This window comes from Rhodococcus daqingensis (genome assembly GCF_042665615.1).
GTDB lineage: Bacteria > Actinomycetota > Actinomycetes > Mycobacteriales > Mycobacteriaceae > Rhodococcus_G > Rhodococcus_G daqingensis.
Map to the genome: position 1 here is coordinate 106,266 of NZ_JBHTCS010000028.1, position 25,971 is coordinate 132,236.

Sequence of the window (25,971 nt, forward strand, 5' to 3'; positions counted from 1 at the left end):
GCCGGGCGGTCCTGGCTGTTGTTGGCCTTCGCCCCTGCGCGCGAAGCGCGTCCCCCCGCGTCGTCCGACTGATCGCCCATGTCGCTGTCTGCACTCACGTGGTAGCTATGGCCTGCTTTCCTGGTCCCGTGTCCCGGCGGGCTGGGCCGCCCTGATACTTCGAAGTCTATCGCGGGTCGTTCGCGCCGCCCACACCATTACCGCCGGTCAGGACCAGCCGCGGGGGCCTGCGCGTCCGCCGCGTCGCGGATCCACGCCCGCGCCTCGTCGACCAACTCCGTCGCACGCTCGGGCGAGACCCCGAGCAGCACGAGCGAGACGACGCCGAACGACTCCCCGGAATCGTTGACCCCGCCCTTGTTGGCCTGCTCGAGCAGCGTCATCGTGACGGCCTCGGTCATCGCGACCAGGAGCCCGGCGGGAAGGTACGACGAGAAGATCCCGTCGCGTTGACCCTGCTCGACGATCGCGATGCTCGGCGCCCGGGCCGGTTCCATCCGGTCGAGGATTCGCTGCTCGCCGAGCTCCTTGCGCGCGAAGGTCAGCAGCATCCGGAATCGGTCGCCGATCGGCCAGCTCAGCAGGGCGAGCACCGCGACCGCGAGGTCGGGACGCGCCGGCAGGGGAACGCCCCCGTCGAACGACGCGACGAGCGCCCCCGAGGCCTCGTCCGCGATGCCCTCGACCAGCGCCTCCCGGCTGGGGAAATGCGCGTAGACCGTGCGGCGGACCACGCCGGCCGCGCGGGCGACGTCGTCCATGCTCGCGTCCGGATCGGCGGCAAAGGCGCCGATCGCGGCGTCGATGATGCGCGTCCGATTGGCCCGCGCCTCGCTGCGCCGACGCCTGACCGGCTCCGCCACCCCGCTTCCACCTCTCGCCGCCCGTTGTGATCTGCGTCAAGCATAGTTGCACAGCAGTGTGCAAGATATTAACTTGCACATTACTGTGCAATTGGTCCCGATCCCGGGCCGGCCGACGCCGAACGGAGCGCCGAACATGACAACCCTCGCGACCAAACCGGTCTCCCGCATGGAGCAGCCCTACCGCTGGCGCTGGGCCGCGCTCGGGGTGCTGTGCCTCAGCCTGCTGATCGTCGTCATGGCCAACACCGCACTGATCGTGGCCGCACCGGACATGACCAGGGACCTCGAGCTGACCAGCTCGCAGCTGCAATGGGTCATCGACGGCTACACCGTCCCGTACGCCGCGCTGATGCTGCTGGCCGGTGTGATCGGCGACAAGTACAGCCGCCGCGGCGCGCTGCTGACCGGCCTGCTGGTGTTCGGCGGCGGCGCGGTGTTCGGCAGCCTCGCGGACACCACGACCGCGGTGATCGCGGCCCGGATGATCATGGGCGTCGGCGCTGCGATCATCATGCCGGCGACGCTGTCCCTGCTCGTCGCGACCTTCCCCAAGTCCGAGCGCTCGCGCGCCATCGCGGCGTGGGCGGCCACCTCGGGTCTGGCCATCGCGTTCGGACCGCTGCTGGCGGGCTGGATCCTCGAGAGCCACTCCTGGAACGCGACCTTCCTGATCAACGTCCCCATCGCCGCCGTCGCGGCCGTCGCCGCGATGGTCCTCGTGCCGCCGTCCCGCGCGGAGGGACTCGGCCGCATCGACTGGATCGGCGGCCTGCTGTCGGTGGTCGCGATCGGCGCGCTCGTCTACGCGATCATCAACGGCTTCCACTTCGGTTGGGGCGCTGGGCCCCTCGCGGGTGCGGCCATCGCCGTGGTCGGCCTCGCGGCGTTCGTCGCCTGGGAGCTGCGGCACCCGCAGCCGCTGCTCGACGTGCGCAAGCTCGGCGAACGCACCGTCGGCGGCTCGACCCTCGCGGTGATGCTGCTGTTCCTCTCCGCGTTCGGCGCGATCTACTTCATCGCCCAGGAGTTCCAGTTCGTGCTCGGGTACGGCCCGCTCGAGACCGGTATCCGGTTGCTGCCCCTCGCGGCGGCAGTGTCGGCCGGCGCGGTCCTGAGCGGTCGGATCACCCCGCGCATCGGCGTCCGCAACGCGGTCGTGGCCGGCATGGTCCTCGCCGCGGCAGGCGTGCTGCTGCTGGTCCGGGTCGACGGCGGCTCGGGCTACCTCGACTTCCTCGTCCCGCTGGTCCTGCTCGGTGTCGGCATCGGACTGAGCGAGCCGCCCGCCACCGACGCGATCATGGGCAGCTTCCCCGACAAGGACCTCGGCGCCGCGGGCGGACTCAACGACACGGCCATCGAACTGGGCGGATCGCTGGGCATCGCGATCCTCGGGTCCGTCCTGGCCGCGAGCTACCAGGACTCGATCGCCGGCTTCATCGACGGTGCGCCGCTCCCCCAGCTCGGCGGGGATCTCGCCGCGCAGGCCGACTACGCGATGGAGGTCTCGCGGGAGTCGGTCGGCGGCGCGGCGCTCGTCGCGCAGGAACTGGCCGGCAATCCGCTGTCGGTCTCGTATGCGCAGCCGCTACTCGAGGCCGCCTCCACGTCGTTCGCGGACGCGATCGTGAGCGCGAGCCTGGTCGGCGGGATCGCGCTCGCCGTTGGCGCGGTGCTGGTGGCGGTGATCCTGCCCGGGCGGTCGACGCATATTCGATGAGTTTCGCCCCGCCGAGCGGTCTACCTCCCCAGGGGACCCAACGGGAGGCGGATCATGCGGGTGACGCAGACATTGGCGAACGGCTTCGGCCAGCTCGAATCCCCACGCTGGCACGACGGCCGGTTGTGGTTCGCGGACTGGACCGCCGGGGTGATCCACGCGATCGACCAGGACGGCCGGATCGAGGCCGTGGTCGAGCACCGGTCGTTGCCGCTGTGCTTCGACTTTCTGCCCGACGGGGCACCGGTGCTCGCCTCGGGCCCCGAGCGGGCGCTGCTGCTCCTGTCCCCCGACCGGACCCTCACGCACTACGCGGACCTGTCGGCGCTGTCGCCCTACGGCAGCAACGACATCGTCGTCGACGGCCGGGGAAACACCTACGTCAACAACATCAACTTCGACATCGCTGCCGGGCCGCCCGCGGCGGGGACCGCACCCGGATTCGTGGCGCTGGTCACCGCGGACGGACGGGCACGCGTGGTCGCCGAGGACCTGGCCTTCCCCAACGGCATGGCGGTCACCGCCGACAATGCCACGCTCATCGTCGCCGAGTCCTACCGCCACCGGCTCACCGCCTTCGACATCGCACCCGACGGTTCGCTGACGAACCGTCGGGTCTGGGCCGACGTCGGCGACCACTCACCCGACGGCATCTGCCTCGACAGCGAGGGTGCCGCCTGGTACGCGGACGTCGGCGACCGGTGCTGCGTGCGGGTGGCGGAGGGTGGTCAGGTCACCGATCGGGTGCAACTCGACCGCGGCGCGTTCGCCTGCATGCTCGGCGGGGATGTCGGCGCCACCCTCTTCGTCGTCGCGGCGCAGTGGCCGGGAGTCGAGCACTTCGCGGACCACACGGCGTGGGACGGCACGGTGATCAGCACGCCCGCGCCCGCCCCGGGGGCGGGGTGGCCTGGGCTGCGGCCCTGACTCACGCCGGCGGTGCCGACCACGGATCCTCGTCGAGCAGGGCGCGCAGGGTCAGGTCCCAGCTGCGGGAACCGCGGGCGAGGAAGTCGTTGTGGCCCTCGCCGGGCACCTCCCAGAAGGCCACCGTGTCCCCCGCCGCCACCGCGGCGTCCCGGTAGGCGCGGCTGGCGGCGGCCGGAACCTGGATGTCCTCGGCGCCGTGGATGCAGACCGCCGGGACCCCGATGGGGATCCGGTGGACGGGCGAGGCGTCGCGATAGAGCTGCGGGGCATCCTCGTATCGCGCCCCGAAGAACGCCGCGAGGGCGGCCCCGGCGGTGCGACCGGCCGCGCGCGCGGCCAGGTCCATCGCACCGGCCTGCGCGACGACCCGCTCGGGACGGACCGGCGAATCCCGCTGTCCGGCAACCCACAAGGCCAGCTGCGCGCCCGCGGAGTGGCCGACGATCCGGACGTTGTCCAGGTCGAGCGGGATCGAGGCGTGCGCGGGAAGCAGGTCGCCGACCGCGGCCAGCGCGGCCTCGATGTCGGCGCTGGTCTGCGTCCAGCCACCGCCGGCGCCGACCCGCCGGTACTCGACGTTCCACGAGGCGACCCCGAGCCGCGCCAGTTCGATGGCGAGGGAGGTCGCGAGGTTCAGGTGGAAGTCGGCACTCCAGTAGCCGCCGTGGATGAGCATCACCACCGGCACCGGGTTGGCGACCGGGTCGGCGGGCAGGTACAGGTGCCCGAACTGGGCCGGCTCCGGTCCGTAGTCGATGCGTTGGCGCGGCATGGTTACTGCACAGGCATTCTGCGTTCGCTGACGCTCACTGCAGCGGCCTCGCCGACCAGCGGTCGGTCAGCACCCCGATCGCGCCGAGCGCCACCGCGCCCGCCGTCGAGGTGCGCAGGACCGTCGGCCCGAGCCGCACCGCGACCGCCCCCGCCGTGGTCAGCGCGTCGACCTCCGCGTCGTCCAGGCCGCCCTCGGGGCCGACCACCAGCAGCACCTCGGCGGCGGTCGCCAGCGGCAGCTCCGCCAGGGCCGTCGTGGCCGACTCGTGCAGCACGGCGACCACGCCGCCGGCGGCGGTGACGGTGCGCACCCGCTCGACCACCGACGCGGTCCGGTGCAGCTGCTCGATCTCCGGGATGTACGCCCGCCGGGACTGTTTGGCGGCCGCGGCCGCGACGGCGCGCCACCGGGCCACGCCCTTGTCGACCTTGGGGCCCTCCCAGCGGGCCACGCAGCGCGCGGACTGCCAGGGGATGATCGCGTCCACGCCCGCCTCGGTCGCCAGTTCGACCGCGAGCTCCGAGCGTTCGGCCTTCGGCAACGCCTGGACCACCGTCACGATCGGGGCGGGGGCGGGCACGGTGCCTCGGGCGCTCACCTCCAGCTCGAGCCGATCCTTGCCGACCTCGGTCACCACCGCGTCCGCGGTGCCGCCGTGCCCGTCGGAGAGCACCAGCCGCTCACCGACCCCGATCCGGCGCACCGTGGCGGCGTGCCTGCCCTCCTTGCCGTCGAGCACGGCGACCTCGCCGACCGCGGGCAGGGGATCCAGATAGAAGACCGTGGCGGCCATGACCGTTCGCCCGACCCGTCAGCGACCGCTGAACGCGTCGCGGAGCCGGGAGAACAGACCGCCGTTGTGCTGTGACGCCGTGGTCACGACCTCGGCGTGGTCCTTCTCGCGCAGGTCCTTGAACTCCCGCAACGCCGCGGCCTGCTTGCCGTCGAGGCGCGCGGGCACCACGACCTCCAGGTGCGCGTGCAGGTCACCGCGCACCCCCGAGCGCAGCTTCGGCATGCCGTGCCCGCGCACCGACTCGACCTTGCCCGGCTGGGTGCCCGCGGGAATGGTGATCTCCGTCGGGCCGTCGATGATCGTGTCCACGGTGACGGTGGTGCCGAGCGCCGCGTCGACCATCGGAACCCGGACCGTGCAGTGCAGGTCGTCGCCGTCGCGGACGAAGACGTCGTGCTGCTGCTCGATGATCTCGACGTAGAGGTCGCCGGCGTGGCCGCCGCCGGGGCCGACCTCACCCTGCGCCGCGAGCCGGATCCGCATGCCGCCGCTCACCCCGACGGGGACCTTCACGGCGATGTCGCGGCGGGCCCGCACCCGGCCGTCGCCGCCGCACTTGTGGCAGGGATCCGGGATGGTCTCGCCCGCGCCGCGACAGGTCGGGCACGGACGGGAGGTCATCACCTGGCCGAGGAACGAGCGCTGCACGGACTGCACCTCGCCCGCGCCGCGGCAGGTCTCACAGGTCACGGGCTTGGAGTCGCCGTTGGTGCCGGAGCCGGTGCACACGTCACACAGGATCGCGGTGTCCACGGTGATGTGCTTGGTGACGCCGGTGGCGCATTCCTCGAGGGTCAGCTTCGTCCGCAGCAGCGAATCGGCACCGGGCTGGACGCGGCCGCGGGGTCCGCGGCTGGTCTGGCCGCCACCGCCGAAGAACGCCTCGAACACGTCGCCGAGGCCGCCGCCGAAGCCGGCGCCACCGAAGCCGGCGCCGCCGCCCCCGCCCTGGGACAGCGGGTCGCCGCCGAGGTCGACGATGCGGCGCTTCTCGGGATCGGAGAGCACCTCGTAGGCGGTCGAGATGTCCTTGAACCGGGCCTGCGCCTCCTCGTCGGGGTTGACGTCCGGGTGCAGCTCCCTGGCGAGCTTGCGGTACGCCCGCTTGATCTCCTGATCGGTCGCCTTGGTGCTGACGCCCAGCAGTCCGTAGTAATCCCGTGCCACGTTAAGTCTCTCGTCCTCGTTGTCGATCAGATCCAGCTGTCAATGAAAGTCCTGCTCGCGGGGTCAGCGCTCGGGCCCGGCCACCGCGCGCGTCAGCGCTCGGCGAGCACCTCGCCGATATACCTCGCAACGGCGGCGACCGAGGCGATTGTTCCCGGGTAGTCCATCCGGGTGGGACCGAGCACGCCCATGCCGCCGAAGACGTTGCCGCCCGCGCCGTAACCGGTGGTGATCACCGAGGTGCCGCGGATCTGCTCCATCTGCGTCTCCTCGCCGATCCGGACGGTCACCTTGCCCGCGTCGCCGGTGGCGGCCAGCAGCTTGAGCACGATCACCTGCTCCTCGAGCGCCTCGAGGACCGACCGCAGCGAACCGGGGAACCCGGTGAAGTCCGCCGCGTTGCGGGTCAGGTTCGAGGTGCCCCCCAGGACCAGTCGCTCCTCGGGGTGCTCGACGAGGGTCTCGATCAGCACGGTCGCCGAGCGGACCACCGCGTCGCGCAGGTGGTCCGGGGCGTCGGCGGCGAGCTCCGAGACCGCGATGGAGGCGGCGGCCAGGCGCTTGCCCTCCAGCGCGCCACCCAGCAGGTCCCGCAGCCGGGACAGGCTCTCGTCGTCGATGACGTCGCCCAGTTCGACGATGCGCTGGTCCACGCGGCCGGAGTCGGTGATGAGCACCAGCAGCAGCCGGGCCGGGGTCAGCGCGACCACCTCGAGGTGGCGGACCGAGGAGGACGAGAGGGTCGGATACTGCACGACCGCGACCTGCCGGGTCAGCTGGGCCAGCAGCCGCACCCCCCGGCGGAGCACGTCGTCCAGGTCGACGCCGGATTCGAGGAACTCCAGGATGGCGCGGCGTTCGGCGGGCGAGAGCGGCTTGACGTCCGCGATCCGGTCCACGAACTGCCGGTATCCCTTGTCGGTCGGCACCCGGCCGGAACTCGTGTGCGGCTGGGCGATGTAGCCCTCGGCCTCGAGGACGGCCATGTCGTTGCGCACGGTGGCGCTGGAGACGCCCAGGTTGTGGCGTTCGACGAGGGCCTTCGAGCCGATCGGTTCCTGGGTGGCGACGTAGTCGGCGACGATCGCGCGCAGCACCTCGAAGCGTCGTTCATCGGTACTCGACACAGCGGCCACCTCCGTCACCCAACTCCCCCGTCCGGAAGTCCGGCGAGACCATCGTCACGGCCGACGTGGTTCACACCCCCGCGACCGGCTACCAGTCTAATCGCCCTGCCGGGCACTCCCCCCTAGGCCTTACTGTGTGTGGTGCGCGAACGGCGCCAGGTGCCGACCGCGCACCCCCGACTACCGCGACGGAAGCACCGATGATCTTCAAGGGAGTGAGGGACGGCAAGCCGTACCCGGACCATGGGCTGTCGATCCGAGACTGGTCGAAGATCCCGCCGCGACAGGTGCGCCTCGACGAGATCGTGACCACCACCAAGGTCCTGGAGCTGGACCGCCTGCTGTCCGAGGACTCCACCTTCTACGGCGACCTGTTCCCGCACGCGGTGCTCTGGGACGGCGTGATCTACCTGGAGGACGGCCTGCACCGCGCGGTCCGCTCCGCCCTGCGCAACAGGGTCGTCCTGCACGCGCGGGTCTTCGACTACGACGCGATCCGCTGACGCGACCTAGCAATACCGGTCGAGATCGAAGATCGGGATCGGGATACACAGGGGCGCGGGCGTGGTTTCCTGCCTCGGCTTGGACTCCCGCTCGGGATCGGGCGGCGGCGGGGGCGTGGGGGTCGGCGGCGTGAGTTGGATCGGACCGAGGAGCTCCAGGATCCATTCGAGACCCCCGTCTCCGCCGGTCTGGGTTATCGGGAGACCGGCCCGCGTGTCCGCTGCCGGGGCCGGCCCGAGCGGCAGCGGCGCGGCGTTGGCGCCGGCGAGCCCGAGCGTCGCGGCGGCGGCGGCCGTGAGTGCGAGGGTTGTCGTGATTCGTCGAAGGTACATCTCTTGCATCCAATCGCGTTGTGGGAGAACACAAGTGTCGCAAGCGGTGCGCGTGCCCGAGAGATGAAATCCCTCAGCCCTTGGTGTCGCGAATTTCCCCACTAGGAGCGAGATCGGACTGGATGTCCCCCGAATGCAACCGAGCGACCACGCCTGCGTGATCGCTCAGCCGGCCGTCGTCGTCGTGGCCGGGCCAGGCCTGCACCGCGCTGCAGGCAAGATCCGACGCGATGTGGTCGATCAGCGGACCGTGCTCGATCTCACCGGCCGTGTGTAACTGCCAGGGACCCCGAACGTCCGCGAGCCGCTGCGCCACCCGAATCGGCTGCCGACCGCGAGGGACGCGCTGATTGAGATCGCCTGCGACGACGGTCGGGACGCGCGGGTCGAATCCCGAGGCCAGCTGCTGAATCTGGTCGCAGCACTCGAGGTGCTCGGACCAGTTGCTCGCGTCTCGGCGCCCGGTGCTGACGTGGGCACTGGCCCACGGGATGCAGACCGCGAGGACCCGGATCCGCCCGATCGACGACTCGGTCTCGGCCACCACCACTCTGCCCTTGCCCGCGCCCTCGCCTATCGGCGCCACCTCGGTCAGCGGCCACCGCGACCAGAGCATCGTCTTGCGCCGATGCGGCGGCGAGGCGTAACCCCAATCCGTTCCAGCATCGATCGCATGCCCACCGGGCGGCAGCAGGTCGCGACTGCCCTCGGTCACCACCATGAGGTCCGCGGCCACGTCGCGCAGGCGCGCTGCCACCCGAATGCCGCGCGGGCTGGACCCGGTCGCCCACTCCGCATTCCATGCCGCGACGGTGATCTGGCGCGCATCCATGGCCGAACCCTAGTCGGGTCGCTCGCACCCCTGGTCCCGACCGGCCCGCACTGGCATGATTCCTGCCGACCGTCGCCCTTGACGCAAGGAGCCACCATCAACATCGCCAGCGCATTCATGCTGCCCGAACGCGTGGTCACGCGCGGGTTCGGTGAGCTCCGCGACCTGGAGCGCCAGTTCATGGCGACCCTCGCCGCGGCCCGCGGCGTTTTCGACGCGTTCGACCCGATCGTGGACCGCGCGCAACAGCTCGGTGCGCTCATCGACCGGCTCGGACCCGCCCTCGACGACCTCTCCGAGCTACTGGTGGCGGCCCGGCAGATCGCCGAGAGTGCAGAACGGATCGCGGTGAGCGCACAGGGCATCGACGGCAGCGCCGCGATCATCGCGCGCGACGCCGAGATACTCGCCCGCGACGCGGGCCGACTGGCGCGGTTCACCGATCGGATCCCCGGAGGCGGGAAGCGCTAGTCGCCCGCCCGTGCCGCGGCGACGTGAAGGACCCGACGGGGCGGGGTCAGCTCAGGATGTCGCGGATGACGCCGTCGGCCAGCAGCCGGCCGCGGTCGGTGAGCACCAGACGGTCGTCGGCGCGCGCGAGCAGCCCGTCCGCGACGGCCCGCTCGGCCGCCACGAGCTCGCCGGGCCGCAGGTCCGCCGCCGGCAGCCCGGACCGCAGCCGAAGCGTGAGCATCACCCGTTCCATGTGCCGATCCTCCGCGGTGAGGTGCTCGCTGTCCGCCACCGGCAGCTCACCCGCCGCGAGCTGGTCGGCGTATCGGGCCGGGTGCTTGACGTTCCACCACCGCACGCCGCCGACGTGGCCGTGCGCGCCGGGACCCGCACCCCACCAGTCGCCGCCGTCCCAGTAGCCGAGGTTGTGCCGGCACGCCGCGTCGTCCTTCGCCCAGTTCGACACCTCGTACCAGCTCAGGCCCGCCTCCGCGAGCCGCGCATCGATCCGCTCGTATCGGGCCGCGAGGACGTCGTCGTCCGGGGCGGGCAGGTCCCCACGCCGGACCTTCCTGGCCAGTGCGGTGCCGTCCTCCACGATCAGCGCGTACGCCGACACGTGGTCGACGCCTGCGGAGAGCACCGCGTCCAGGGACGCGTCCAGGTCCTCGTCGCGCTCTCCCGGCGTGCCGTAGATCAGGTCCAGGTTCACGTGCTCGAATCCCGCCGCGCGCGCCTCCTGGGCCGCGGCCACCGGCCGACCGGGGGTGTGGGTGCGGTCGAGGATCCGCAGCACGTGCTGCGCCGCGGACTGCATGCCCAGCGACACCCTGGTGAACCCGGCCTCCCGGAGGCGGCCGAAGAACTCCGGCGAAGTCGACTCGGGGTTCGATTCGGTGGTCACCTCCGCGCCCTCGGCCAGGCCGAAGCTCGAGCGCACCGCGCCCAGCACGTCGGCCAACCCGTCGCCACCGAGCAGCGACGGCGTGCCGCCTCCGACGAACACCGTCTCCGCGGCGGGCACCGCGCCCGAGGCACCGAGCATCACGGCGGCCGCATCGAGTTCGCGGCGCAGACCCTCGAGCCACGACTGCGGCGACGCGGAGGTACCCAGCTCCCCCGCCGTGTACGTGTTGAAGTCGCAGTACCCGCAGCGCGTCGCGCAGAACGGGACGTGGATGTAGATGCCGAACGGCCGCGACCCCACTCCGGCCAGGGCATGGTCCGGCAGCGCAAACGCAGCAGCCACCGGCTCGGTCATCGATCCACTCACCCCACCAGTGTCCCCTACCCGACGACGTGACGAGCGCCACACATCGACCCTGCCTGCGCATTCCCCCCGAAATCGGGGGAAATAGCGTCCGGGTGTCGGAATCGGCGAGGTGATCTGGCACAATTGGCCGGGTGACCGGACTTGGGATTGCGCTCGTGGCTCGACGCCACGTCGATCTCAAGCGTGTCTGTAGCTGTCTGCCCTTGCCTGCGTAGACGCCATTCCGCCAGCCCCCTCTCAGTCCCGGCCGGTCTCGGATGTGCCTGCGGGGACAGCCCTCCCCGTCGGCGTTGCATTACAGACCGGCGCACCGAAGAAGATTCTGGAGCGCCTCCGATGTCGCAAAGTGTCGACACTCCTCCTCCCGCCCGCGCGCCGCGGCCGGCCAAGCGCCGCGCCGAGGGCCAGTGGGCCCTCGGCTACCGCGAGCCGCTGAACGCCAACGAGCAGGCCAAGAAGGACGACAACCCGCTCAACGTGCGTGCCCGCATCGAGAACATCTACTCGAAGCAGGGATTCGACAGCATCGACAAGTCCGACCTGCGCGGCCGGATGCGCTGGTGGGGCCTCTACACCCAGCGCGAGCAGGGCTACGACGGCACCTTCACCGGCGACGAGAACATCGACCTGCTCGAGGCCAAGTACTTCATGATGCGAGTGCGCTGCGACGCCGGCGCCCTCAACGTCGAGCAGCTGCGCACCATCGCGGGCATCTCCACCGAGTTCGGCCGCGACACCGCCGATCTCTCCGACCGCGAGAACGTCCAGTACCACTGGATCGAGGTCGAGAACGTCCCGGAGATCTGGAAGCGACTCGAGTCGGTCGGCCTCAAGACCACCGAGGCCTGCGGCGACTGCCCCCGCGTCGTGCTCGGGTCCCCGCTGGCGGGCGAGTCGCTCGACGAGGTCCTCGACCCCACCCCGGCGATCGACGAGATCGTCCGCCGTTACATCGGCAAGCCCGAGTACTCGAACCTGCCGCGCAAGTTCAAGACCGCGATCTCCGGCCAGCAGGACGTGGTGCACGAGATCAACGACGTCGCGTTCATCGGCGTGAACCATCCCGAGCACGGACCGGGCCTGGACCTCTGGGTCGGCGGCGGCCTGTCGACGAACCCGATGCTGGCGCAGCGCGTCGGCGTCTGGGTGCCGCTCGACGAGGTGCCGGATGTGTGGGAGGCCGTGGTCTCAATCTTCCGCGACTACGGCTACCGCCGGCTGCGGTCCAAGGCACGGCTGAAGTTCCTCATCAAGGACTGGGGCATCGAGAAGTTCCGTGAGGTGCTCGAGACCGAGTACCTCAAGCGGAAGCTGATCGACGGCCCGGCGCCCGAGCAGCCCAAGCGGCCCATCGACCACGTCGGCGTGCAGAAGACCCGCAACGGCCTCAACGCCGTCGGCTTCGCGCCGATCGCGGGCCGGGTCTCCGGCACCATCCTCGCGAAGGTCGCCGACGCCGCCGAGAAGGCCGGCAGCGACAAGATCCGCTTCACGCCGTACCAGAAGCTGATCATCCTCGACGTCGCCGACGACAAGCTCGATCAGCTGATCGCCGACCTCGACGAGCTGGGCCTGCCTGCCCGCCCGTCGCACTGGCGGCAGAACCTGATGGCCTGCTCCGGCATCGAGTTCTGCAAGCTGTCGTTCGCCGAGACCCGCAAGCGCTCGCAGGTGCTGGTGCCCGAGCTCGAGCAGCGCCTCGCGGACATCAACGCGCAGCTCGACGTGCCGATCACCATCAACATCAACGGCTGCCCCAACTCCTGCGCCCGCTCGCAGGTCGCGGACATCGGCTTCAAGGGCATGCTCATCGACGACGGTGAGGGGAATCAGGTGGAGGGCTTCCAGGTTCACCTGGGAGGCAGCCTCGGATTCGACGTGGCGTTCGGTCGCAAGCTGCGCCAGCACAAGGTCGCCAGCACCGAGATGGGCGACTACATCGACCGGGTGGTCCGGCAGTTCGTCAAGCACCGCAATGCGGGCGAACGCTTCGCCGAGTGGGCCGTCCGAGCAGGCGAGGGGGATCTCCGATGAGCGAAGCGAAGAGCGTAGACACGATGACCGACAGCACAAAGCTCGACCTGGCCACCGCGACCGCGGACGACCTCCGCGCGCTGGCTGCGCAGGGTGCGGCGAGTCTGGACGGCGCGTCCGCGCAGGAACTCCTGCAGTGGACGGAGGACACGTTCGGGACCGACTACATCGTCGCGTCGAACATGCAGGACGGCGTCCTGGTGCACCTGGCCGCCCAGGTGCATCCCGGCGTCGACGTGCTGTTCCTCGAGACCGGCTACCACTTCGCGGAGACGATCGGCACCCGCGACGCGGTCGAGGCGGTGTACGGGGTGAACGTCATCAACGTGCAGGCCGAGGCCAGCGTCGCCGAGCAGGACGCCGCCGAGGGCAAGGACCTGTTTGCGCGCGATCCCGGCCGGTGCTGCGCACTGCGCAAGGTCGCGCCTCTGAAGAAGGCGCTCACCAGCTATAAGGCCTGGGTGACCGGCATCCGCCGGGTCGAATCCCCCACCCGCGCCAACGCCCCGCTGATCTCGTTCGACGAGGCGTTCGGGCTCGTGAAGATCAACCCGATCGCCGCGTGGTCCGACGACGACATGCAGGCCTACATCGACAAGCACTCGATCCTGGTGAATCCGCTTGTCGACGAAGGCTATCCATCAATCGGGTGCGCACCGTGCACCGCCAAGCCAGCCCCCGGCGCCGATCCGCGCAGCGGACGGTGGGCCGGTAACGCCAAGACAGAATGCGGGTTGCACGCCTCATGACTGCTGAACTGACCGACATCCGACCGCAACTCGACGGCACCGACTTCGATACGCTCGCTGCCCTCGAGTCAGAGGCCATCCACATCTTCCGTGAGGTGGCGGGCGAGTTCGAGCGCCCGGTGATCCTGTTCTCCGGCGGCAAGGACTCCACGGTGCTGTTGCACCTGGCCATCAAGGCCTTCTGGCCGGCGCCGCTGCCGTTCGCGCTGCTGCACGTGGACACCGGGCACAACCTGCCGGAGGTGCTGGCCTTCCGCGACCACGTGGTCGAGAAGTACAACCTGCGCCTGCACGTGGCCAAGGTCGAGGACTACCTCGCCGACGGCCGGCTCACCGAGCGGGCCGACGGCATCCGCAACCCGCTGCAGACGGTGCCGCTGCTGGACGCCATCGCCGAGAACCGCTTCGACGCGGTGTTCGGCGGCGCCCGCCGCGACGAGGAGCGGGCCCGCGCCAAGGAGCGGATCTTCTCGCTGCGCAACGCGTTCGGCCAGTGGGACCCGAAGAAACAGCGTCCCGAGCTGTGGAACCTGTACAACGGCAAGCACTCCCCCGGCGAGCAGGTCCGTGTGTTCCCGCTGAGCAACTTCACCGAGCTCGACATCTGGCGCTACATCGCCCGCGACAACGTGGAGCTGGCCAGCATCTACTACGCCCACCAGCGCGAGGTGTACCAGCGCGACGGCATGTGGATGACCTCCGGTGTCTGGGGCGGACCGCGTGAGGGCGAGCAGGTGCAGACGCTGTCGGTGCGCTACCGCACCGTCGGCGACGGCTCCACCACCGGCGCGGTGCTCTCCGATGCGGCCGACAACGAGGCCATCCTGGCCGAGGTCGCGGCGTCCCGACTGACCGAGCGCGGCGCCACCCGTGGCGACGACCGAGTTTCCGAAGCGGCCATGGAAGACCGCAAGCGAGAAGGCTACTTCTGATGCACATCACCGAACCGAGCGCGGCGCACAGCGTCCATCCCTGGGTGAGCGACGACCGAGTTTCCGAAGCGGCCATGGAAGACCGCAAGCGAGAGGGCTACTTCTGATGAGCGACCTCCTTCGACTCGCCACCGCCGGCAGCGTCGACGACGGCAAGTCCACCCTGGTGGGCCGGCTGCTGTACGACACGAAATCCGTTCTCGCCGACCAGATCGACGCCGTCACGCGCGCCTCGGTTGACCGTGGGCTCGACACCCCGGACCTGTCGCTGCTGGTCGACGGCCTGCGCGCGGAGCGTGAGCAGGGCATCACCATCGACGTGGCGTACCGCTACTTCGCGACGCCCAAGCGCACCTTCGTGCTGGCCGACACCCCCGGCCACGTGCAGTACACCCGCAACACCGTCTCCGGCGCGTCCACCGCGCAGATGGTGATCCTCCTGGTCGACGCGCGCAAGGGCGTCATCTCGCAGACCCGCAAGCACGCCGCCGTGCTCGCGCTGCTCGGCGTGCCAAAGCTGGTGCTCGCGGTCAACAAGATCGACCTGGTCGAGAACCCCGCCCAGGTGTTCGCGGACATCTCCGAGGAGTTCAACGCGCTGACCACCTCGCTGGGGTGGGCATCCGAGGACGTCGTGGAGATCCCCGTCTCGGCGCTGCACGGCGACAACGTGGCCGTGCGCTCCGAGAACACCCCGTACTACAACGGCCCCACCCTGATCGAGCACCTCGAGTCGATCCCGGTGGACGCCGAGCCGCACCGGGTGGGCCTGCGCTTCCCGGTCCAGTACGTGATCCGGCCGCGCACCGCCGAGTTCCTCGACTACCGCGGCTACGCCGGTCAGGTGGCCGCGGGTTCGGTCCGCCCGGGCGACGAGGTCGTGATCCTGCCGTCCGGCACCCGCACCACGGTCGAGCGCGTCGACACCGCCGACGGTGAGCTCGACGTCGCGAACGCCGGACGCAGCGTCACGCTGATCCTGGCCGACGACGTCGACGTCTCGCGCGGCGACACCATCGCCTCCGTCGAGGACGCGCCCGAGCCGATCGGCGAGTTCGAGGCGACGGTCTGCTGGCTCGCCGAGAAGCCGCTGCGGCCCGGCGCCCGGCTGCTGCTCAAGCACGGCACCCGCACCACGCAGGCGATCGTCGGGGGCATCGTGGAGCGGTTCGACGAGCAGGACCTCAGCACCGAGCAGAACCCGGACACCCTCGAGCTCAACGAGATCGGCAAGATCTCGGTGCGTGTCGCGGAGCCGATCGTGGCGGACGACTACACCGTCAACCGGCACACCGGCAGCTTCCTGCTGATCGACCCGGCGGGTGGCAACACCCTCGCGGCCGGCCTGGTCGGCGACGCGATCGCCGCCGTCGAGCTCGCCCGCGTCTAGCGCCGTGTTCGACGTCCAGGTCGGGGACCACACCTCCCCGATGTCCGTCCCGGCGCCGCTGATCGCGGTGGCGCACGGCAGCCGCGACCCCCGCTCCGCGCGGGCGGTCGCGGCCGCGGTGGACGGCATCCGGGCGGCGCGCCCCGACCTGGACGTCCGGCTCTGCTTCCTGGACCTGTCCGCCCCGTCGGTGGACCAGGCGATCGATGCGGTTGCCGCCGAGAGACATTCGTCGGCCGTCGTGGTGCCCCTGCTGCTCGGCAGCGCCTTCCATGCGCGGGTGGACCTGCCCGCGCTGCTCGCGGCCGGCCGCCGCAGGCACCCCGGACTCGACCTGGTCCAGGCCGACGTGCTCGGCGACGACACCCGGCTGGTCTCGGCCGTGCGCGACCGTATCGCCGAAACGGGCACCGCCCTCGGCGATCCCGGGGTCGGCGTGGTCCTGGCCGCGGTCGGCTCCTCGTCGGCAGCAGCCAACGAACTGACCTCGCGAATCGGTCCGCGCCTGCGGGCGGGCACCGCGTGGGCCGGCGTCGAGGTCTGCTTCGCCACCACCGAACCGTCTGTTCCACAGGCCGTCTCGCGACTGCGCGCGCACGGCGCCCGCTCCGTCGTCGTCGCCCCGTGGTTCCTGGCCCCCGGCCTGCTCACCGACCGGATCGGCCGGGCCGCCGCCGACTGCGCCCCGGAGGCACTGCACGCCGGCGTGATCGGCGCCCACCCCCTGCTCGCGGAGGTCGCCCTGGACCGCTACCGCACCGCCGTCGAGTTCGTCCCGAGCGCCCGCACCGCGCTCTCCGCATAGCCGCTCGCGCGAACCCTGCGGGGCCGATCCACCGGCTGTGCTCGTGTTGACACTGGCCGCGAGGTCTGTTGCCATGACAGCGGGCGACCGTCCATTGCTGAAGGGGTGTGCAGCACATGATGATCGGGAATCTCGGACGATGCGTGTCCGCGCGGGCGGGCGTCGTGGGACTTGCCCTCGTGAGCGCACTCGCGATCGCGACTGGACCCGCGGGCGCGGTTCCGGACAGTGGCTCGGCCGCTCCGCAGGTGCCGGCCGGGACGGTGGTCGCGCCTCCCGTCGATTGTCGGCCGACCAGCGCCCGTCCGTATCCGGTGATCGTGCTGCCGGGAGCAGACGGCACCACGGCCGACACCGCGGCCCAGTGGGCGGTGATGACATCGGCGCTGCGAGCGCAGAGTGCGTGCACCCTGGTGTTCCAGGGCGGGATCGTCAACGGCCGGCGGTGGGCGGGTGACATGCCCAGTTCGGCACGTCAACTGGCGCAGTTCGTCGCCGAGGTCAAGGAGACCACCGGGGCGGCCGAGGTCGACATCGTCGCCCACTCGGCGGGTTCCTTCGTGGCGAACTACTACCTCAAGGTGCTCGGCGGCGCAGACGTGCACAACGTGGCCCTGCTGGCACCCGAGGCGCGCGGGTGCGACGGCGTGGGCCTGCTGGCCCAGTACGGGGTGACGGATCCGCCGGTCACCCCGGTGCAGGTCCTGCAGGCCATGCCCTGGCTGTTGCCGGTGATGACCGCGGCGATGCCGGACATGGCGCCCGCCCTGCAGCTCAGCCCCGTCTCCGAGGTCTATCGGGCCGTGATGGACAACGGTCCCCTCACCCAGCCAGGGGTGCGCTACGCGGTGATCGCGACCAAGAACGACGCAGTCGCCACCCCTGCCGGGCCCTGCTCGTTCATCACCGAGCCCGGCGTCACCAACGTCTTCTACGAGGACGTGTTCCCCGGCGGTCCCGCGGTGGATCATTCGAGCCTGCGGTCGAGCCCGGATGCCGCGAACTGGGTTGTGGCACAGCTCTACCCGTAGGCCGCCCGACCTCACCCCTCGAGCTCGTCGAGCCTGCGCTGTAGGTGTTCGCGTTCGGCGTCGGTGCCGACCGACCCGAGTGCGGTCCGGTAGGCCGCCGCGGCCTCGGGGAACCGGCCGAGACGCTGGAGCAGGTCCGCACGGGCCACCGCGAACGGATGGTAGTCGCGCAGCCGCGGCTCGCCCGCCAACCCGTCGAGCAGCGTCAGGCCGGCCTCCGGACCGTCCCGCATCGCCACGGCCACGGCCCGGTTCAGCGCGACCACCGGCGACGGCGAGAGCGCGAGCAGCACGTCGTAGAGAGCGACCACCTGCGGCCAGTCCGTCGTCGCGACGCCCGGCGCCTCGTCGTGCAGGGCGGCGATGGCGGCCTGCACCCCGTACACGCCCGGCGGGCCGCCCGTCAGCGCGACCACCACCAGGGCGCCGCCCTCCTCGATGGCGTCGCGGTCCCAGTGTGTGCGGTCCTGGTCGTCGAGCAGCACCAACTCGCCGCCCGGACCGGTCCTGGCGTCGCGGCGCGCGTGGGTCAGCAGCATCAGCGCGAGCAGCCCGGCGACCTCCCGTTCGGCGGGCAGCAACCGCCGCAGGATCCGCGCGAGCCGGATCGCCTCCTCTGCGAGGTCGGGGCGCTGCAGGTCGGGACCCGAGCTGGCCGCGTAGCCCTCGGTGAAGATCGAGTAGATCACCCCGAGCACCCCGGGCAGGCGGTCCGGTAGCTCGTCACTACCTGGCACCCGGAACGGGATCCGGGCCTGCCGGATCTTCTTCTTGGCCCGCACTATTCGCTGCGCCATCGTCGCGGTCGGGACGAGGAACGCCCGGGCCACCTCCGGCGTCGTCAGGCCCGCCAGGCAACGCAGGGTCAGCGCGGCGCGGTCCTCGTCGGCGAGCGCCGGGTGCGTGCAGGTGAAGAACAGCTGCAACCGTTCGTCCGGCAGGTCACCGAGCGCGTCCGCCGGCGGGGCCGGATCCGCCCGATCCGCCTCCACCTGCAGGACGGCGAGCCGCGCGGCGTAGGCCTGGTCGCGGCGCAACCGGTCGACGGCCCGCCGCCGCGCCGTCGTCATCAACCAGGCGCCGGGCTTGGCGGGCACGCCCTCGACCGGCCAGTGCACCAGGGCGGCCTCGACGGCCTCGGAGGTGACCTCCTCGGCCAGGTCGAGGTCGCCGAAGCGCCGGACGAGCGCGGCGAGCAGGCGGCCGCGCTCCTCCCGGAACACCGCTTCCACCGACGACTGCGAGGCCGCCCGCTCGGCCATCGCGGTCACTCCCCGAAGTCGGCGATCGGCCGCACCACCACCGACCCGCCGCCGCGGGCACCCGGGCAGCGGGCGGCCCAGTCCAGGGCGACGTCGAGATCGGGCACGTCGATCACGTAGAACCCGCCCAGCACCTCGCGGCTCTCCGCGAACGGCCCGTCGGTGACGGTCCGCGCCCCGTCCGGACCGACCCGGACGGCGGTGGCGGTGGTCAGGTCCGCCAGCGATTCGCCGGAGACCAGGATGCCCGCCTCGGCGACCTGCTTGTCGTAGATCATCCATTCTTCGGGGTTGCACTGGTCGCCCGCATCGGCGTTGGCCGCGTTGATCAGCATCATGTACTTCATGGTTCGACTCCTGTCGTCTCGTCGTGCGGCGAGGTGCCGTACTCAATGACGACGAACGGAACCCGGTCGAATCGACACGTCCAGAAAATCTTAGGCGCCTGCGGCGCCCGTGCGCGGTTGACGAGTGTCTGGACTCGTCAACCGCGCACGGGCCGCGGAGCGGCCTACGCCGGGATGTTCGGGATCAGGGTCGCGCGGGCGTAGACGGTCTCGCCCTCCTTGAGCTGCAGTGCCTCGCTGTCGCCGCGGGTCACCTGCGCCGCGAACAGGTCGCCGGTGGCGGCGTTGCGCAGCTCCACGCGCACCTCGAAGCCGAGGTGCACCACCCGCTCGACCGTCGCCCGGGTGACGCCCGCGGACTCCGCGGTGCCCGCCTTCTGCGCGACGGCCATGCTCGGATCGCGCCCGACGCGGATGTCGTGCGGGCGCACCAGCTGCCCGTTCAGCTTGGCCACCGGGCCGAGGAAGGACATGACGAAGTCGTTCGCCGGGCTGTCGTACAGGTCCCGCGGCGTGCCGACCTGCTCGATCCGTCCCTTGTTCAGCACCGCGATCCGGTCGGCGACGTCGAGCGCCTCCTCCTGGTCGTGGGTGACCAGCACGGTGGTCACGTGCACCTCGTCGTGCAGACGCCGCAGCCAGGTCCGCAGGTCCTCGCGCACCTTGGCGTCGAGCGCGCCGAACGGCTCGTCGAGCAGCAGCACCTGCGGGTCGACCGCGAGCGCGCGGGCCAGCGCCATCCGCTGCCTCTGACCACCCGACAACTGCGCCGGGTAGCGGTGCTGGAAGCCGTCGAGGCCGACGATGCCCAGCAGCTCGTTCACCTTCTTGTCGATCTCCGGCTTCGGCCGCTTGCGGATCTTCAGTCCGAACGCGACGTTGTCCCGGACGGTCATGTGCTTGAACGCCGCGTAGTGCTGGAACACGAAGCCGATGTCGCGCTTCTGCGGGGGCACGCCGGTGACGTCCTTGCCCCCGATCGTGATGGTCCCCGAGTCGGGGTTCTCCAGCCCGGCGATCGACCGAAGCAGGGTCGACTTCCCCGACCCGGACGGCCCGAGCAGCGCCGTCAGTGAGCCGGCCGGGATCTCCAGCGACAGGTTGTCCAGGGCGGCGAAATCGCCGAAGTTCTTGTTGGCGCCGATCACGGAAATCATGTGTTGCTCCTCAACGTGATCATGTGTTGCTCCTCTTGCGGTCAAGCAGCGTCATCAGCAGCAGGGTCACCAGGGCGATCCCCATCAGCAGCGTCGCCGCGCAGTAGGCCCCGTAGGTGTTGTGGTCGTCGATGTAGCGCGAGTGCACGAGCAGGGTCAGCGTCTGCGAGACACCGGGGAATCCCGAGGACACCATGATCACCGCACCGAACTCGCCGAGCGAACGCGCCACGGTGAGCACCACGCCGTAGGTCAGGCCCCAGCGAATGGCGGGCAGGGTGATCCGCCAGAAGGTCTGCCACTTGGACGCGCCGAGCGTCGCGGCGGCCTGCTCCTGCTCGTCGCCGATCTCGTGCAGCACCGGCTCGACCTCGCGGACCACGAACGGCAGGGTGACGAAGATGGTGGCCAGCACCATGCCGGGCAGGCCGAAGATCACCCGGAACCCGATCGAGTCCAGCGCCCCGAACCAGCCGTTCACGCCCCAGAGCAGGATCAGCGAGACGCCCACGACGATCGGCGACACCGCGAACGGCAGGTCCACGACCGCCTGCACGAGCCCGCGCCCGGGGAACCGCCCCCGCACCAGCGCCAGCGCCGTGACGACGCCGAAGACCACGTTGATCGGCACGACGATGGCGACGATCAGCAGCGACAGGTTCAGCGCGGAGATCGCGGCAGGCGTGGAGATCGACTCGAGGAAGGCGCCGATGCCCCGTTCGAACGTGCGCCACAGGATGACGCCGATCGGCACCAGCAGCAGGAAGAACAGGTAGCCGAGCGCGACGACCCGCATCCCGAGCTTCGATCCGGTCGAGAGATTCACTGGGCCTGCTCCTCACGGCGCTGGTTGCGGCTCGAGAGCACCCGCAACACCAACAGGGTGACGAAGGCGATCGCCAGCAGCGCCACCGACACGGCGGCCGCGTCCACCGGCCGGTCGATCTCGATCTGCTGCTGGATGTACTGCGAGGTCACCTGCGTCTCGCGCGGGATGTTGCCGCCGATCAGCACGACCGAGCCGTACTCACCGATGGCCCGGGCGAAGGCCAGGCCCGCGCCGCTGATGATCGCGGGCGAGAGGATCGGCAGCACCACCTTCCGGAAGATGGTCCAGTTGCTCGCGCCCAGGGACGCGGCGGCCTGCTCCACCTCCCGGTCGGTCTCGATCAACACCGGCTGCACCGACCTCACCACGAACGGCAGCGTCACGAACGCCAGCGCGACGATCAGGCCGGGCTGGGTCGCGTTGAGCTGCACACCGATCGGGCTGTTCGGCCCGTACAGCGCCAGCAGGACGATGCTCGCCACGATGGTCGGCAACGCGAACGGGAGATCGATGAGCGCGTTGACGATTCGTTTGCCCGGGAACTCGTCGCGGACCAGCACCCAGGCGATCAGGGTGCCCATCACCACGTTGATCAGGGCGACGATCGCGGAGACCATGACGGTCACCCGCAGCGAGGCCAGCGCGACCGGGCTGGTCACCGCCTCCCAGAAGCCGGCGATGCCGTCCTCGAACGAGGTCACCGTCAGCGCTGCGAGCGGGAGCAGCACGATGACGCTGAGCCAGAGCATCGCGACACCGATGCCCAGCGGGCCGACGGTGCCGGTCACGGCGGTCCACTTGCGCTTCTTCGGGCGGGCGGGCCGAGCGGGGGGACCGGCCTCGGTCGACTGCTGTCCTGCGGTCTCGGACACCAGTCCCCCCGTCGTCGTTTCAGTAGTGCTGGTCACGGTCAGATTACTTGGTGGCGTTGTCGTAGATCGCCGCGATCGAGCCGGTGTCCTTCTTGAACAGGCTGTCGTCGACCGCCTTCCAGCCGCCCAGGTCCGCGATCGTCCACAGCTTGGCGGGCGCCGGGAAGTCGGCGGCGAACTCGGCGGCGACGCCCGGGTCCACCGGGCGGAATCCGGCCTCGGCCCACAGCTTCTGGCCCTCGGTGGTGAAGAGGAAGTCCTTGAAGGCGTTGGCCTTCTCCAGGTTCTTGCTGTTGTTGATCACCGCGACCGGGTTCTCGATCTTGAAGGTGGTCGGCGGGGTGACGTGCTCGACCGGGTCCCCGTTGCGCTCGGCGAACAGGGCCTCGTTCTCGTAGCTGAGCAGCACGTCGCCGGTGCCCTGCAGGAAGGTCTCGGTGGCCTCGCGGCCGGACTTCGGCTGCACCTTCACGTGGTCGGTGACGAGCGCGTTCAGGTAGTCGAGGCCCGCCTGCGGGTTCTTGCCGCCGTCGCTCTTGGCGGCGTACGGCGCCAACAGGTTCCACTTCGCCGAGCCCGAGCTGAACGGGTTGGGCGTGACCACCTCGAGGCCCGGCTGGAGCAGATCGTCCCAGTCCTTGATGCCCTTCGGGTTGCCCTCGCGGACGACCACGGTCACGACGGAGCCGAACGGGATTCCGTTGTAGGCGTCCTTGTTCCAGTCCTCGCTCACCAGGCCCGCGTCGACGAGACGGGTGACGTCCGGCTCGACGGAGAAGTTGACGAAGTCGGCCTGGGCGCCGTCCTTGACCTTGCGGGACTGATCGCCGGAGGGGCCGTAGGACGGCAGGAACTCGACGTTCGCGCCCGCCTCCGTCTCGTTGAACGCGGGGATCAACTTGTCGAAGCCGGGCTTGGGGACCGCGTAGGCGAACAGGCTGATGGTGCCGCCGCTGCCGTCGCCCGAGCCACTCTCGGAGCCGACGGTGTCGCTCGAGCCTCCGCTGCATGCGGTCAGCGCGACCGAGCCGGCGGTGACGGCGGCGGCCAGGAGGAGGCCGGAACGGGTGATGCGGGAACGCGCGCTCATGTGAATTTGCCTTTCACAGGTGTGCCACGAGGGCAAGGAGGTGGTGTCCGGTCCTCGGACCGCAGCGCGGGACCACCGCCGTCGTCGGCGTGGTCTCGCGGGACACAGAATGGGGGTTGTCGCCCGCTACGTGGGGCGGACCGGCCGCGGCTCAGGTGGCTCGCGCGGCTTCCGCGATCAGCAACAGTCGATATCGGCGACCGCAAGCATGCCGACAGCGATCAACGCCAGCTCATGGCGGACCTGGTGCACGGCGGTTGCAGACACGCCGACGAATCTAGCAGAGCGATCGGCCGCGATCGAACCGGAGGGGCGCCGGTCCCCTACCTGGTCAGCAGCCAGCCGACCAGGACCAGGATCATCAGCGCGATCAGGGCGAGGGTGACGCGGGAGCGGGGCATCAACGGGCACCGTCCGCAGGCGTTGCGTCCGCGACGGAGTCCCGGCCGAGCAGCACGAAGATGCGGGCGAGCAGCAGGTCGATCCCACTGGCGATCCCGATCGCGAGCGGCATCAGCACCGCCATCACGAGGATCAACTGCGGGATGAAGGGCAGCCCGATCACCCAGAGCTCTAGTCCGTCCCACCAACTGGCAATCTGCGTCACCCGACCAGCCTATCGCCCCCGCTGCGGTGGACGCCCACGCCCGTCGGGCAGATGATGAGCAGATGGCCCCCCTCGATGATCAGACGGCCCCCCTCGATGACACCGAGACGCTCACCGACGGCGAGATGGTGCCCGGGAACCTGCCGGCGCTCATCGACCTGGAGCACCGCAGCACCTTCCCGCCGATCGACGATTACGCCTTCCTCTCCGACTGCGAGACCACCTGCCTGATCGCCCGCAACGGCTCGGTCGAGTGGATGTGCGTGCCCCGTCCCGATTCGCCGAGCGTCTTCGGCGCGGTCCTCGATCGGAGCGCCGGCCACTTCCGGATCGGCCCCTACGGGCAGAACGTGCCCGCGGCGCGGCGCTACCTGCCGGGCGGTCTGATCGTCGAGACCACGTGGCAGACCGAGACCGGCTGGCTCATCGTGCGCGACGCCCTGGTGATGGGACCGTGGCACAACACGCAGGAGCGCTCGAAGACCCATCGGCGGACCCCGACCGACTGGGATGCCGAGGGCATCCTGCTGCGCACGATCAAGTGCGTCAGCGGGACCATCGAGCTGGAGATGAGCTGCGAGCCCGCCTTCGACTACCACCGCGCCGCCGCGAAGTGGGAGTACACCGGCAAGGTCTACGAGGAGGCCACCGCCACCTGCGACGGCAGCGTCATCGGCGCGCACCCCACCCTGCGGCTGACCACCAACTTCAAGCTCGGCCTCGAGGGCCGCGAGGCGCGGGTCCGCACCCGGATGCGCGAGGGCGACAACGGCTTCGTCGCGCTGTCCTGGTCGGACGTGCCCGCGCCGGGCACCTTCGACGAGGCCGCGGAAAAGATGTGGAAGACCGCGGAATGCTGGCGGCAGTGGATCACCATCGGCCGCTTCCCCGACCATCCGTGGCGCGGTTACCTACAGCGCAGCGCGCTCGCCCTCAAGGGCCTCACCTACAGCCCGACCGGTGCGCTGCTCGCCGCCTCCACCACCTCCCTGCCGGAAACCCCTGGCGGCGAGCGCAACTGGGACTATCGGTATGCGTGGGTGCGCGATTCCACCTTCGCGCTGTGGGGCCTGTACACCCTCGGCCTCGACCGCGAGGCGAACGACTTCTTCTCGTTCATCTCCGACGTGTCCAGGTCCGAGGACGGTCACCCGAACCCGCTGCAGGTGATGTACGGCATCGGCGGCGAGAAGACCCTCGAGGAGGAGGAACTCCGCCACCTGTCCGGGTACGACGGGGCTCGCCCGGTACGCATCGGCAACGGCGCCTACAACCAGAACCAGCACGACATCTGGGGCACCATGCTCGACTCGGTGTACCTGCACGTGCGCTCACGCGACCGGGTCCCCGAGTCGCTGTGGCCGCTGCTCAAGCGGCAGGTCGAGGAGGCGGTCAAGCACTGGCGCCAGCCCGACCGCGGGATCTGGGAGGTACGCGGCGAACCGCAGCACTTCACCTCGTCGAAGGTGATGTGCTGGGTCGCCCTCGACCGCGGCAGCAAGCTGGCGATCCTGCACGGCGAGAAGGCGTATGCCAGGCAGTGGGCCGAGATCGCCGACGAGATCAAGGCCGACATCCTCGAGCACGGGGTGGACAGCCGGGGGGTCTTCACCCAGCGCTACGGCGACGATTCGCTCGATGCCTCGCTGCTGCTGGTCCCGTTGCTGCGCTTCCTGCCCCCGCACGATCGGCGGGTGCGTGCCACCGTGCTGGCCATCGCCGACGAGCTGACGGACGACGGCCTGGTGCTGCGGTACCGGGTGGAGACCACCGACGACGGGCTGAGCGGCGAGGAGGGCACCTTCACGATCTGCTCGTTCTGGCTGGTGTCGGCGCTGGTGGAGATCGGCGAACTGGCCCGCGCCAAGCGGCTGTGCGAGCGGCTGCTCGGATTCGCCAGCCCCCTCAAGCTGTATGCCGAGGAGATCGACCCGCGGACGGGCAGGCATCTGGGGAACTTCCCCCAAGCCTTCACCCACCTGGCCCTGATCAACGCCGTGGTGCACGTGATCAGGGCCGAGGAGGCGGGCGACACCGGCGCGTTCCAGCCCGCTCACGGTCCCACCTGAGCCTGCCCGGCCCGGCCCGCGG

The 25,971-nt window shown here is 70.5% G+C and carries 28 protein-coding genes; 12 read left to right on the forward strand and 16 right to left on the reverse strand.

What is annotated here, in order from left to right; genetic code table 11:
* Positions 1–197 precede the first annotated feature (197 nt).
* Positions 198–863, reverse strand: a complete 666-nt coding sequence (locus ACFQS9_RS22715) for a TetR/AcrR family transcriptional regulator (RefSeq protein ID WP_378408822.1) — start codon at positions 861–863, stop codon at positions 198–200.
* Between the two features lie 136 nt (positions 864–999).
* Between ACFQS9_RS22715 and ACFQS9_RS22720 the strand changes: the two genes are divergently transcribed.
* Both ACFQS9_RS22720 and ACFQS9_RS22725 read left to right on the forward strand, forming a co-directional pair.
* Positions 1,000–2,586: an MFS transporter gene (locus tag ACFQS9_RS22720; RefSeq protein WP_378408823.1), complete on the forward strand. Its 1,587-nt coding sequence runs from the start codon at positions 1,000–1,002 to the stop codon at positions 2,584–2,586.
* A gap of 54 nt (positions 2,587–2,640) precedes the next feature.
* Positions 2,641–3,513, forward strand: coding sequence for an SMP-30/gluconolactonase/LRE family protein (locus tag ACFQS9_RS22725; RefSeq protein ID WP_378408824.1), 873 nt, complete (start codon positions 2,641–2,643; stop codon positions 3,511–3,513).
* 1 nt (position 3,514) lies between these two features.
* On the opposite strand, the gene ACFQS9_RS22730 is transcribed toward ACFQS9_RS22725, so the two are convergent.
* The 4 genes from ACFQS9_RS22730 to hrcA all read right to left on the reverse strand — a co-directional run bounded on the left by ACFQS9_RS22730 (position 3,515) and on the right by hrcA (position 7,381).
* Positions 3,515–4,288, reverse strand: a complete 774-nt coding sequence (locus ACFQS9_RS22730) for an alpha/beta hydrolase family protein (protein WP_378408825.1) — start codon at positions 4,286–4,288, stop codon at positions 3,515–3,517.
* 34 nt (positions 4,289–4,322) lie between these two features.
* On the reverse strand, positions 4,323–5,084 hold the full coding sequence (locus tag ACFQS9_RS22735; protein WP_378408826.1) for a 16S rRNA (uracil(1498)-N(3))-methyltransferase: 762 nt from the start codon (positions 5,082–5,084) through the stop codon (positions 4,323–4,325).
* An 18-nt stretch (positions 5,085–5,102) separates the two neighbouring features.
* Complete coding sequence (dnaJ, locus tag ACFQS9_RS22740; protein WP_378408827.1) at positions 5,103–6,254, reverse strand: molecular chaperone DnaJ; 1,152 nt, start codon at positions 6,252–6,254, stop codon at positions 5,103–5,105.
* A gap of 92 nt (positions 6,255–6,346) precedes the next feature.
* Positions 6,347–7,381 (reverse strand): heat-inducible transcriptional repressor HrcA, encoded by a 1,035-nt coding sequence (hrcA, locus tag ACFQS9_RS22745; protein WP_378408828.1) that lies wholly within the window; start codon positions 7,379–7,381, stop codon positions 6,347–6,349.
* A 200-nt stretch (positions 7,382–7,581) separates the two neighbouring features.
* Between hrcA and ACFQS9_RS22750 the strand changes: the two genes are divergently transcribed.
* Positions 7,582–7,884: a type II toxin-antitoxin system VapB family antitoxin gene (locus ACFQS9_RS22750; protein ID WP_027499959.1), complete on the forward strand. Its 303-nt coding sequence runs from the start codon at positions 7,582–7,584 to the stop codon at positions 7,882–7,884.
* A 6-nt stretch (positions 7,885–7,890) separates the two neighbouring features.
* Here the strand turns inward: ACFQS9_RS22750 and ACFQS9_RS22755 are convergent, their stop codons facing one another.
* Both ACFQS9_RS22755 and ACFQS9_RS22760 read right to left on the reverse strand, forming a co-directional pair.
* Positions 7,891–8,217 carry a hypothetical protein gene (locus tag ACFQS9_RS22755; protein WP_378408829.1) on the reverse strand — a complete coding sequence of 109 codons (327 nt, stop codon included), beginning with the start codon at positions 8,215–8,217 and terminating at the stop codon, positions 7,891–7,893.
* Positions 8,218–8,290: 73 nt separating this feature from the next.
* The gene (locus ACFQS9_RS22760; RefSeq protein WP_378408830.1) at positions 8,291–9,049 is read right to left on the reverse strand and encodes an endonuclease/exonuclease/phosphatase family protein; all 759 of its coding nucleotides are present in this window, start codon (positions 9,047–9,049) and stop codon (positions 8,291–8,293) included.
* Positions 9,050–9,127: 78 nt separating this feature from the next.
* Here ACFQS9_RS22760 and ACFQS9_RS22765 point away from each other — a divergent pair, with 78 nt between their 5' ends.
* Entirely contained in the window at positions 9,128–9,520 is a 393-nt protein-coding gene (locus ACFQS9_RS22765; protein WP_378408831.1) for a hypothetical protein, read from the forward strand.
* Between the two features lie 46 nt (positions 9,521–9,566).
* On the opposite strand, the gene hemW is transcribed toward ACFQS9_RS22765, so the two are convergent.
* Positions 9,567–10,763 (reverse strand): radical SAM family heme chaperone HemW, encoded by a 1,197-nt coding sequence (gene hemW, locus ACFQS9_RS22770; RefSeq protein ID WP_378408832.1) that lies wholly within the window; start codon positions 10,761–10,763, stop codon positions 9,567–9,569.
* 143 nt (positions 10,764–10,906) lie between these two features.
* Between hemW and ACFQS9_RS22775 the strand changes: the two genes are divergently transcribed.
* From ACFQS9_RS22775 to ACFQS9_RS22805, 7 genes are all read left to right on the forward strand, one after another.
* Positions 10,907–10,990 (forward strand): Ms4527A family Cys-rich leader peptide, encoded by an 84-nt coding sequence (locus tag ACFQS9_RS22775; protein WP_354581628.1) that lies wholly within the window; start codon positions 10,907–10,909, stop codon positions 10,988–10,990.
* Between the two features lie 121 nt (positions 10,991–11,111).
* Positions 11,112–12,809 carry a nitrite/sulfite reductase gene (locus tag ACFQS9_RS22780; RefSeq protein ID WP_378408833.1) on the forward strand — a complete coding sequence of 566 codons (1,698 nt, stop codon included), beginning with the start codon at positions 11,112–11,114 and terminating at the stop codon, positions 12,807–12,809.
* Positions 12,810–12,832: 23 nt separating this feature from the next.
* Positions 12,833–13,558 (forward strand): phosphoadenylyl-sulfate reductase, encoded by a 726-nt coding sequence (locus tag ACFQS9_RS22785; protein ID WP_378408834.1) that lies wholly within the window; start codon positions 12,833–12,835, stop codon positions 13,556–13,558.
* Positions 13,555–14,490 carry a sulfate adenylyltransferase subunit CysD gene (cysD, locus tag ACFQS9_RS22790; RefSeq protein ID WP_378408835.1) on the forward strand — a complete coding sequence of 312 codons (936 nt, stop codon included), beginning with the start codon at positions 13,555–13,557 and terminating at the stop codon, positions 14,488–14,490. Before ACFQS9_RS22785 ends, cysD begins: the two co-directional genes overlap by 4 nt.
* 106 nt (positions 14,491–14,596) lie before the next feature.
* Positions 14,597–15,880, forward strand: a complete 1,284-nt coding sequence (locus tag ACFQS9_RS22795; RefSeq protein WP_378408836.1) for a sulfate adenylyltransferase subunit 1 — start codon at positions 14,597–14,599, stop codon at positions 15,878–15,880.
* Between the two features lie 40 nt (positions 15,881–15,920).
* Positions 15,921–16,685 carry a sirohydrochlorin chelatase gene (locus ACFQS9_RS22800; protein ID WP_378408837.1) on the forward strand — a complete coding sequence of 255 codons (765 nt, stop codon included), beginning with the start codon at positions 15,921–15,923 and terminating at the stop codon, positions 16,683–16,685.
* 116 nt (positions 16,686–16,801) lie between these two features.
* The gene (locus ACFQS9_RS22805) at positions 16,802–17,716 is read left to right on the forward strand and encodes an esterase/lipase family protein (RefSeq protein ID WP_378408838.1); all 915 of its coding nucleotides are present in this window, start codon (positions 16,802–16,804) and stop codon (positions 17,714–17,716) included.
* A gap of 11 nt (positions 17,717–17,727) precedes the next feature.
* Here the strand turns inward: ACFQS9_RS22805 and ACFQS9_RS22810 are convergent, their stop codons facing one another.
* The 8 genes from ACFQS9_RS22810 to ACFQS9_RS22845 all read right to left on the reverse strand — a co-directional run bounded on the left by ACFQS9_RS22810 (position 17,728) and on the right by ACFQS9_RS22845 (position 23,880).
* Positions 17,728–18,978, reverse strand: a complete 1,251-nt coding sequence (locus ACFQS9_RS22810) for an RNA polymerase sigma factor (protein ID WP_378408839.1) — start codon at positions 18,976–18,978, stop codon at positions 17,728–17,730.
* A gap of 5 nt (positions 18,979–18,983) precedes the next feature.
* Positions 18,984–19,325 carry a YciI family protein gene (locus ACFQS9_RS22815; RefSeq protein WP_378408840.1) on the reverse strand — a complete coding sequence of 114 codons (342 nt, stop codon included), beginning with the start codon at positions 19,323–19,325 and terminating at the stop codon, positions 18,984–18,986.
* A 164-nt stretch (positions 19,326–19,489) separates the two neighbouring features.
* Positions 19,490–20,482, reverse strand: coding sequence for a sulfate/molybdate ABC transporter ATP-binding protein (locus ACFQS9_RS22820; RefSeq protein ID WP_378408841.1), 993 nt, complete (start codon positions 20,480–20,482; stop codon positions 19,490–19,492).
* A 19-nt stretch (positions 20,483–20,501) separates the two neighbouring features.
* Positions 20,502–21,278: a sulfate ABC transporter permease subunit CysW gene (gene cysW / locus ACFQS9_RS22825; protein WP_378409054.1), complete on the reverse strand. Its 777-nt coding sequence runs from the start codon at positions 21,276–21,278 to the stop codon at positions 20,502–20,504.
* A 26-nt stretch (positions 21,279–21,304) separates the two neighbouring features.
* Positions 21,305–22,099 carry a sulfate ABC transporter permease subunit CysT gene (cysT, locus tag ACFQS9_RS22830; protein ID WP_378409055.1) on the reverse strand — a complete coding sequence of 265 codons (795 nt, stop codon included), beginning with the start codon at positions 22,097–22,099 and terminating at the stop codon, positions 21,305–21,307.
* Between the two features lie 127 nt (positions 22,100–22,226).
* A complete protein-coding gene (locus ACFQS9_RS22835; protein ID WP_378408842.1) occupies positions 22,227–23,273 on the reverse strand; it encodes a sulfate ABC transporter substrate-binding protein in 1,047 nt (348 codons plus the stop codon).
* Positions 23,274–23,450: 177 nt separating this feature from the next.
* Positions 23,451–23,540, reverse strand: coding sequence for an Ms4533A family Cys-rich leader peptide (locus tag ACFQS9_RS22840; RefSeq protein ID WP_354003507.1), 90 nt, complete (start codon positions 23,538–23,540; stop codon positions 23,451–23,453).
* A gap of 133 nt (positions 23,541–23,673) precedes the next feature.
* The gene (locus ACFQS9_RS22845) at positions 23,674–23,880 is read right to left on the reverse strand and encodes a hypothetical protein (protein ID WP_378408843.1); all 207 of its coding nucleotides are present in this window, start codon (positions 23,878–23,880) and stop codon (positions 23,674–23,676) included.
* A 125-nt stretch (positions 23,881–24,005) separates the two neighbouring features.
* Between ACFQS9_RS22845 and ACFQS9_RS22850 the strand changes: the two genes are divergently transcribed.
* Positions 24,006–25,949, forward strand: coding sequence for a glycoside hydrolase family 15 protein (locus tag ACFQS9_RS22850; RefSeq protein WP_378409056.1), 1,944 nt, complete (start codon positions 24,006–24,008; stop codon positions 25,947–25,949).
* Positions 25,950–25,971: the final 22 nt, after the last annotated feature.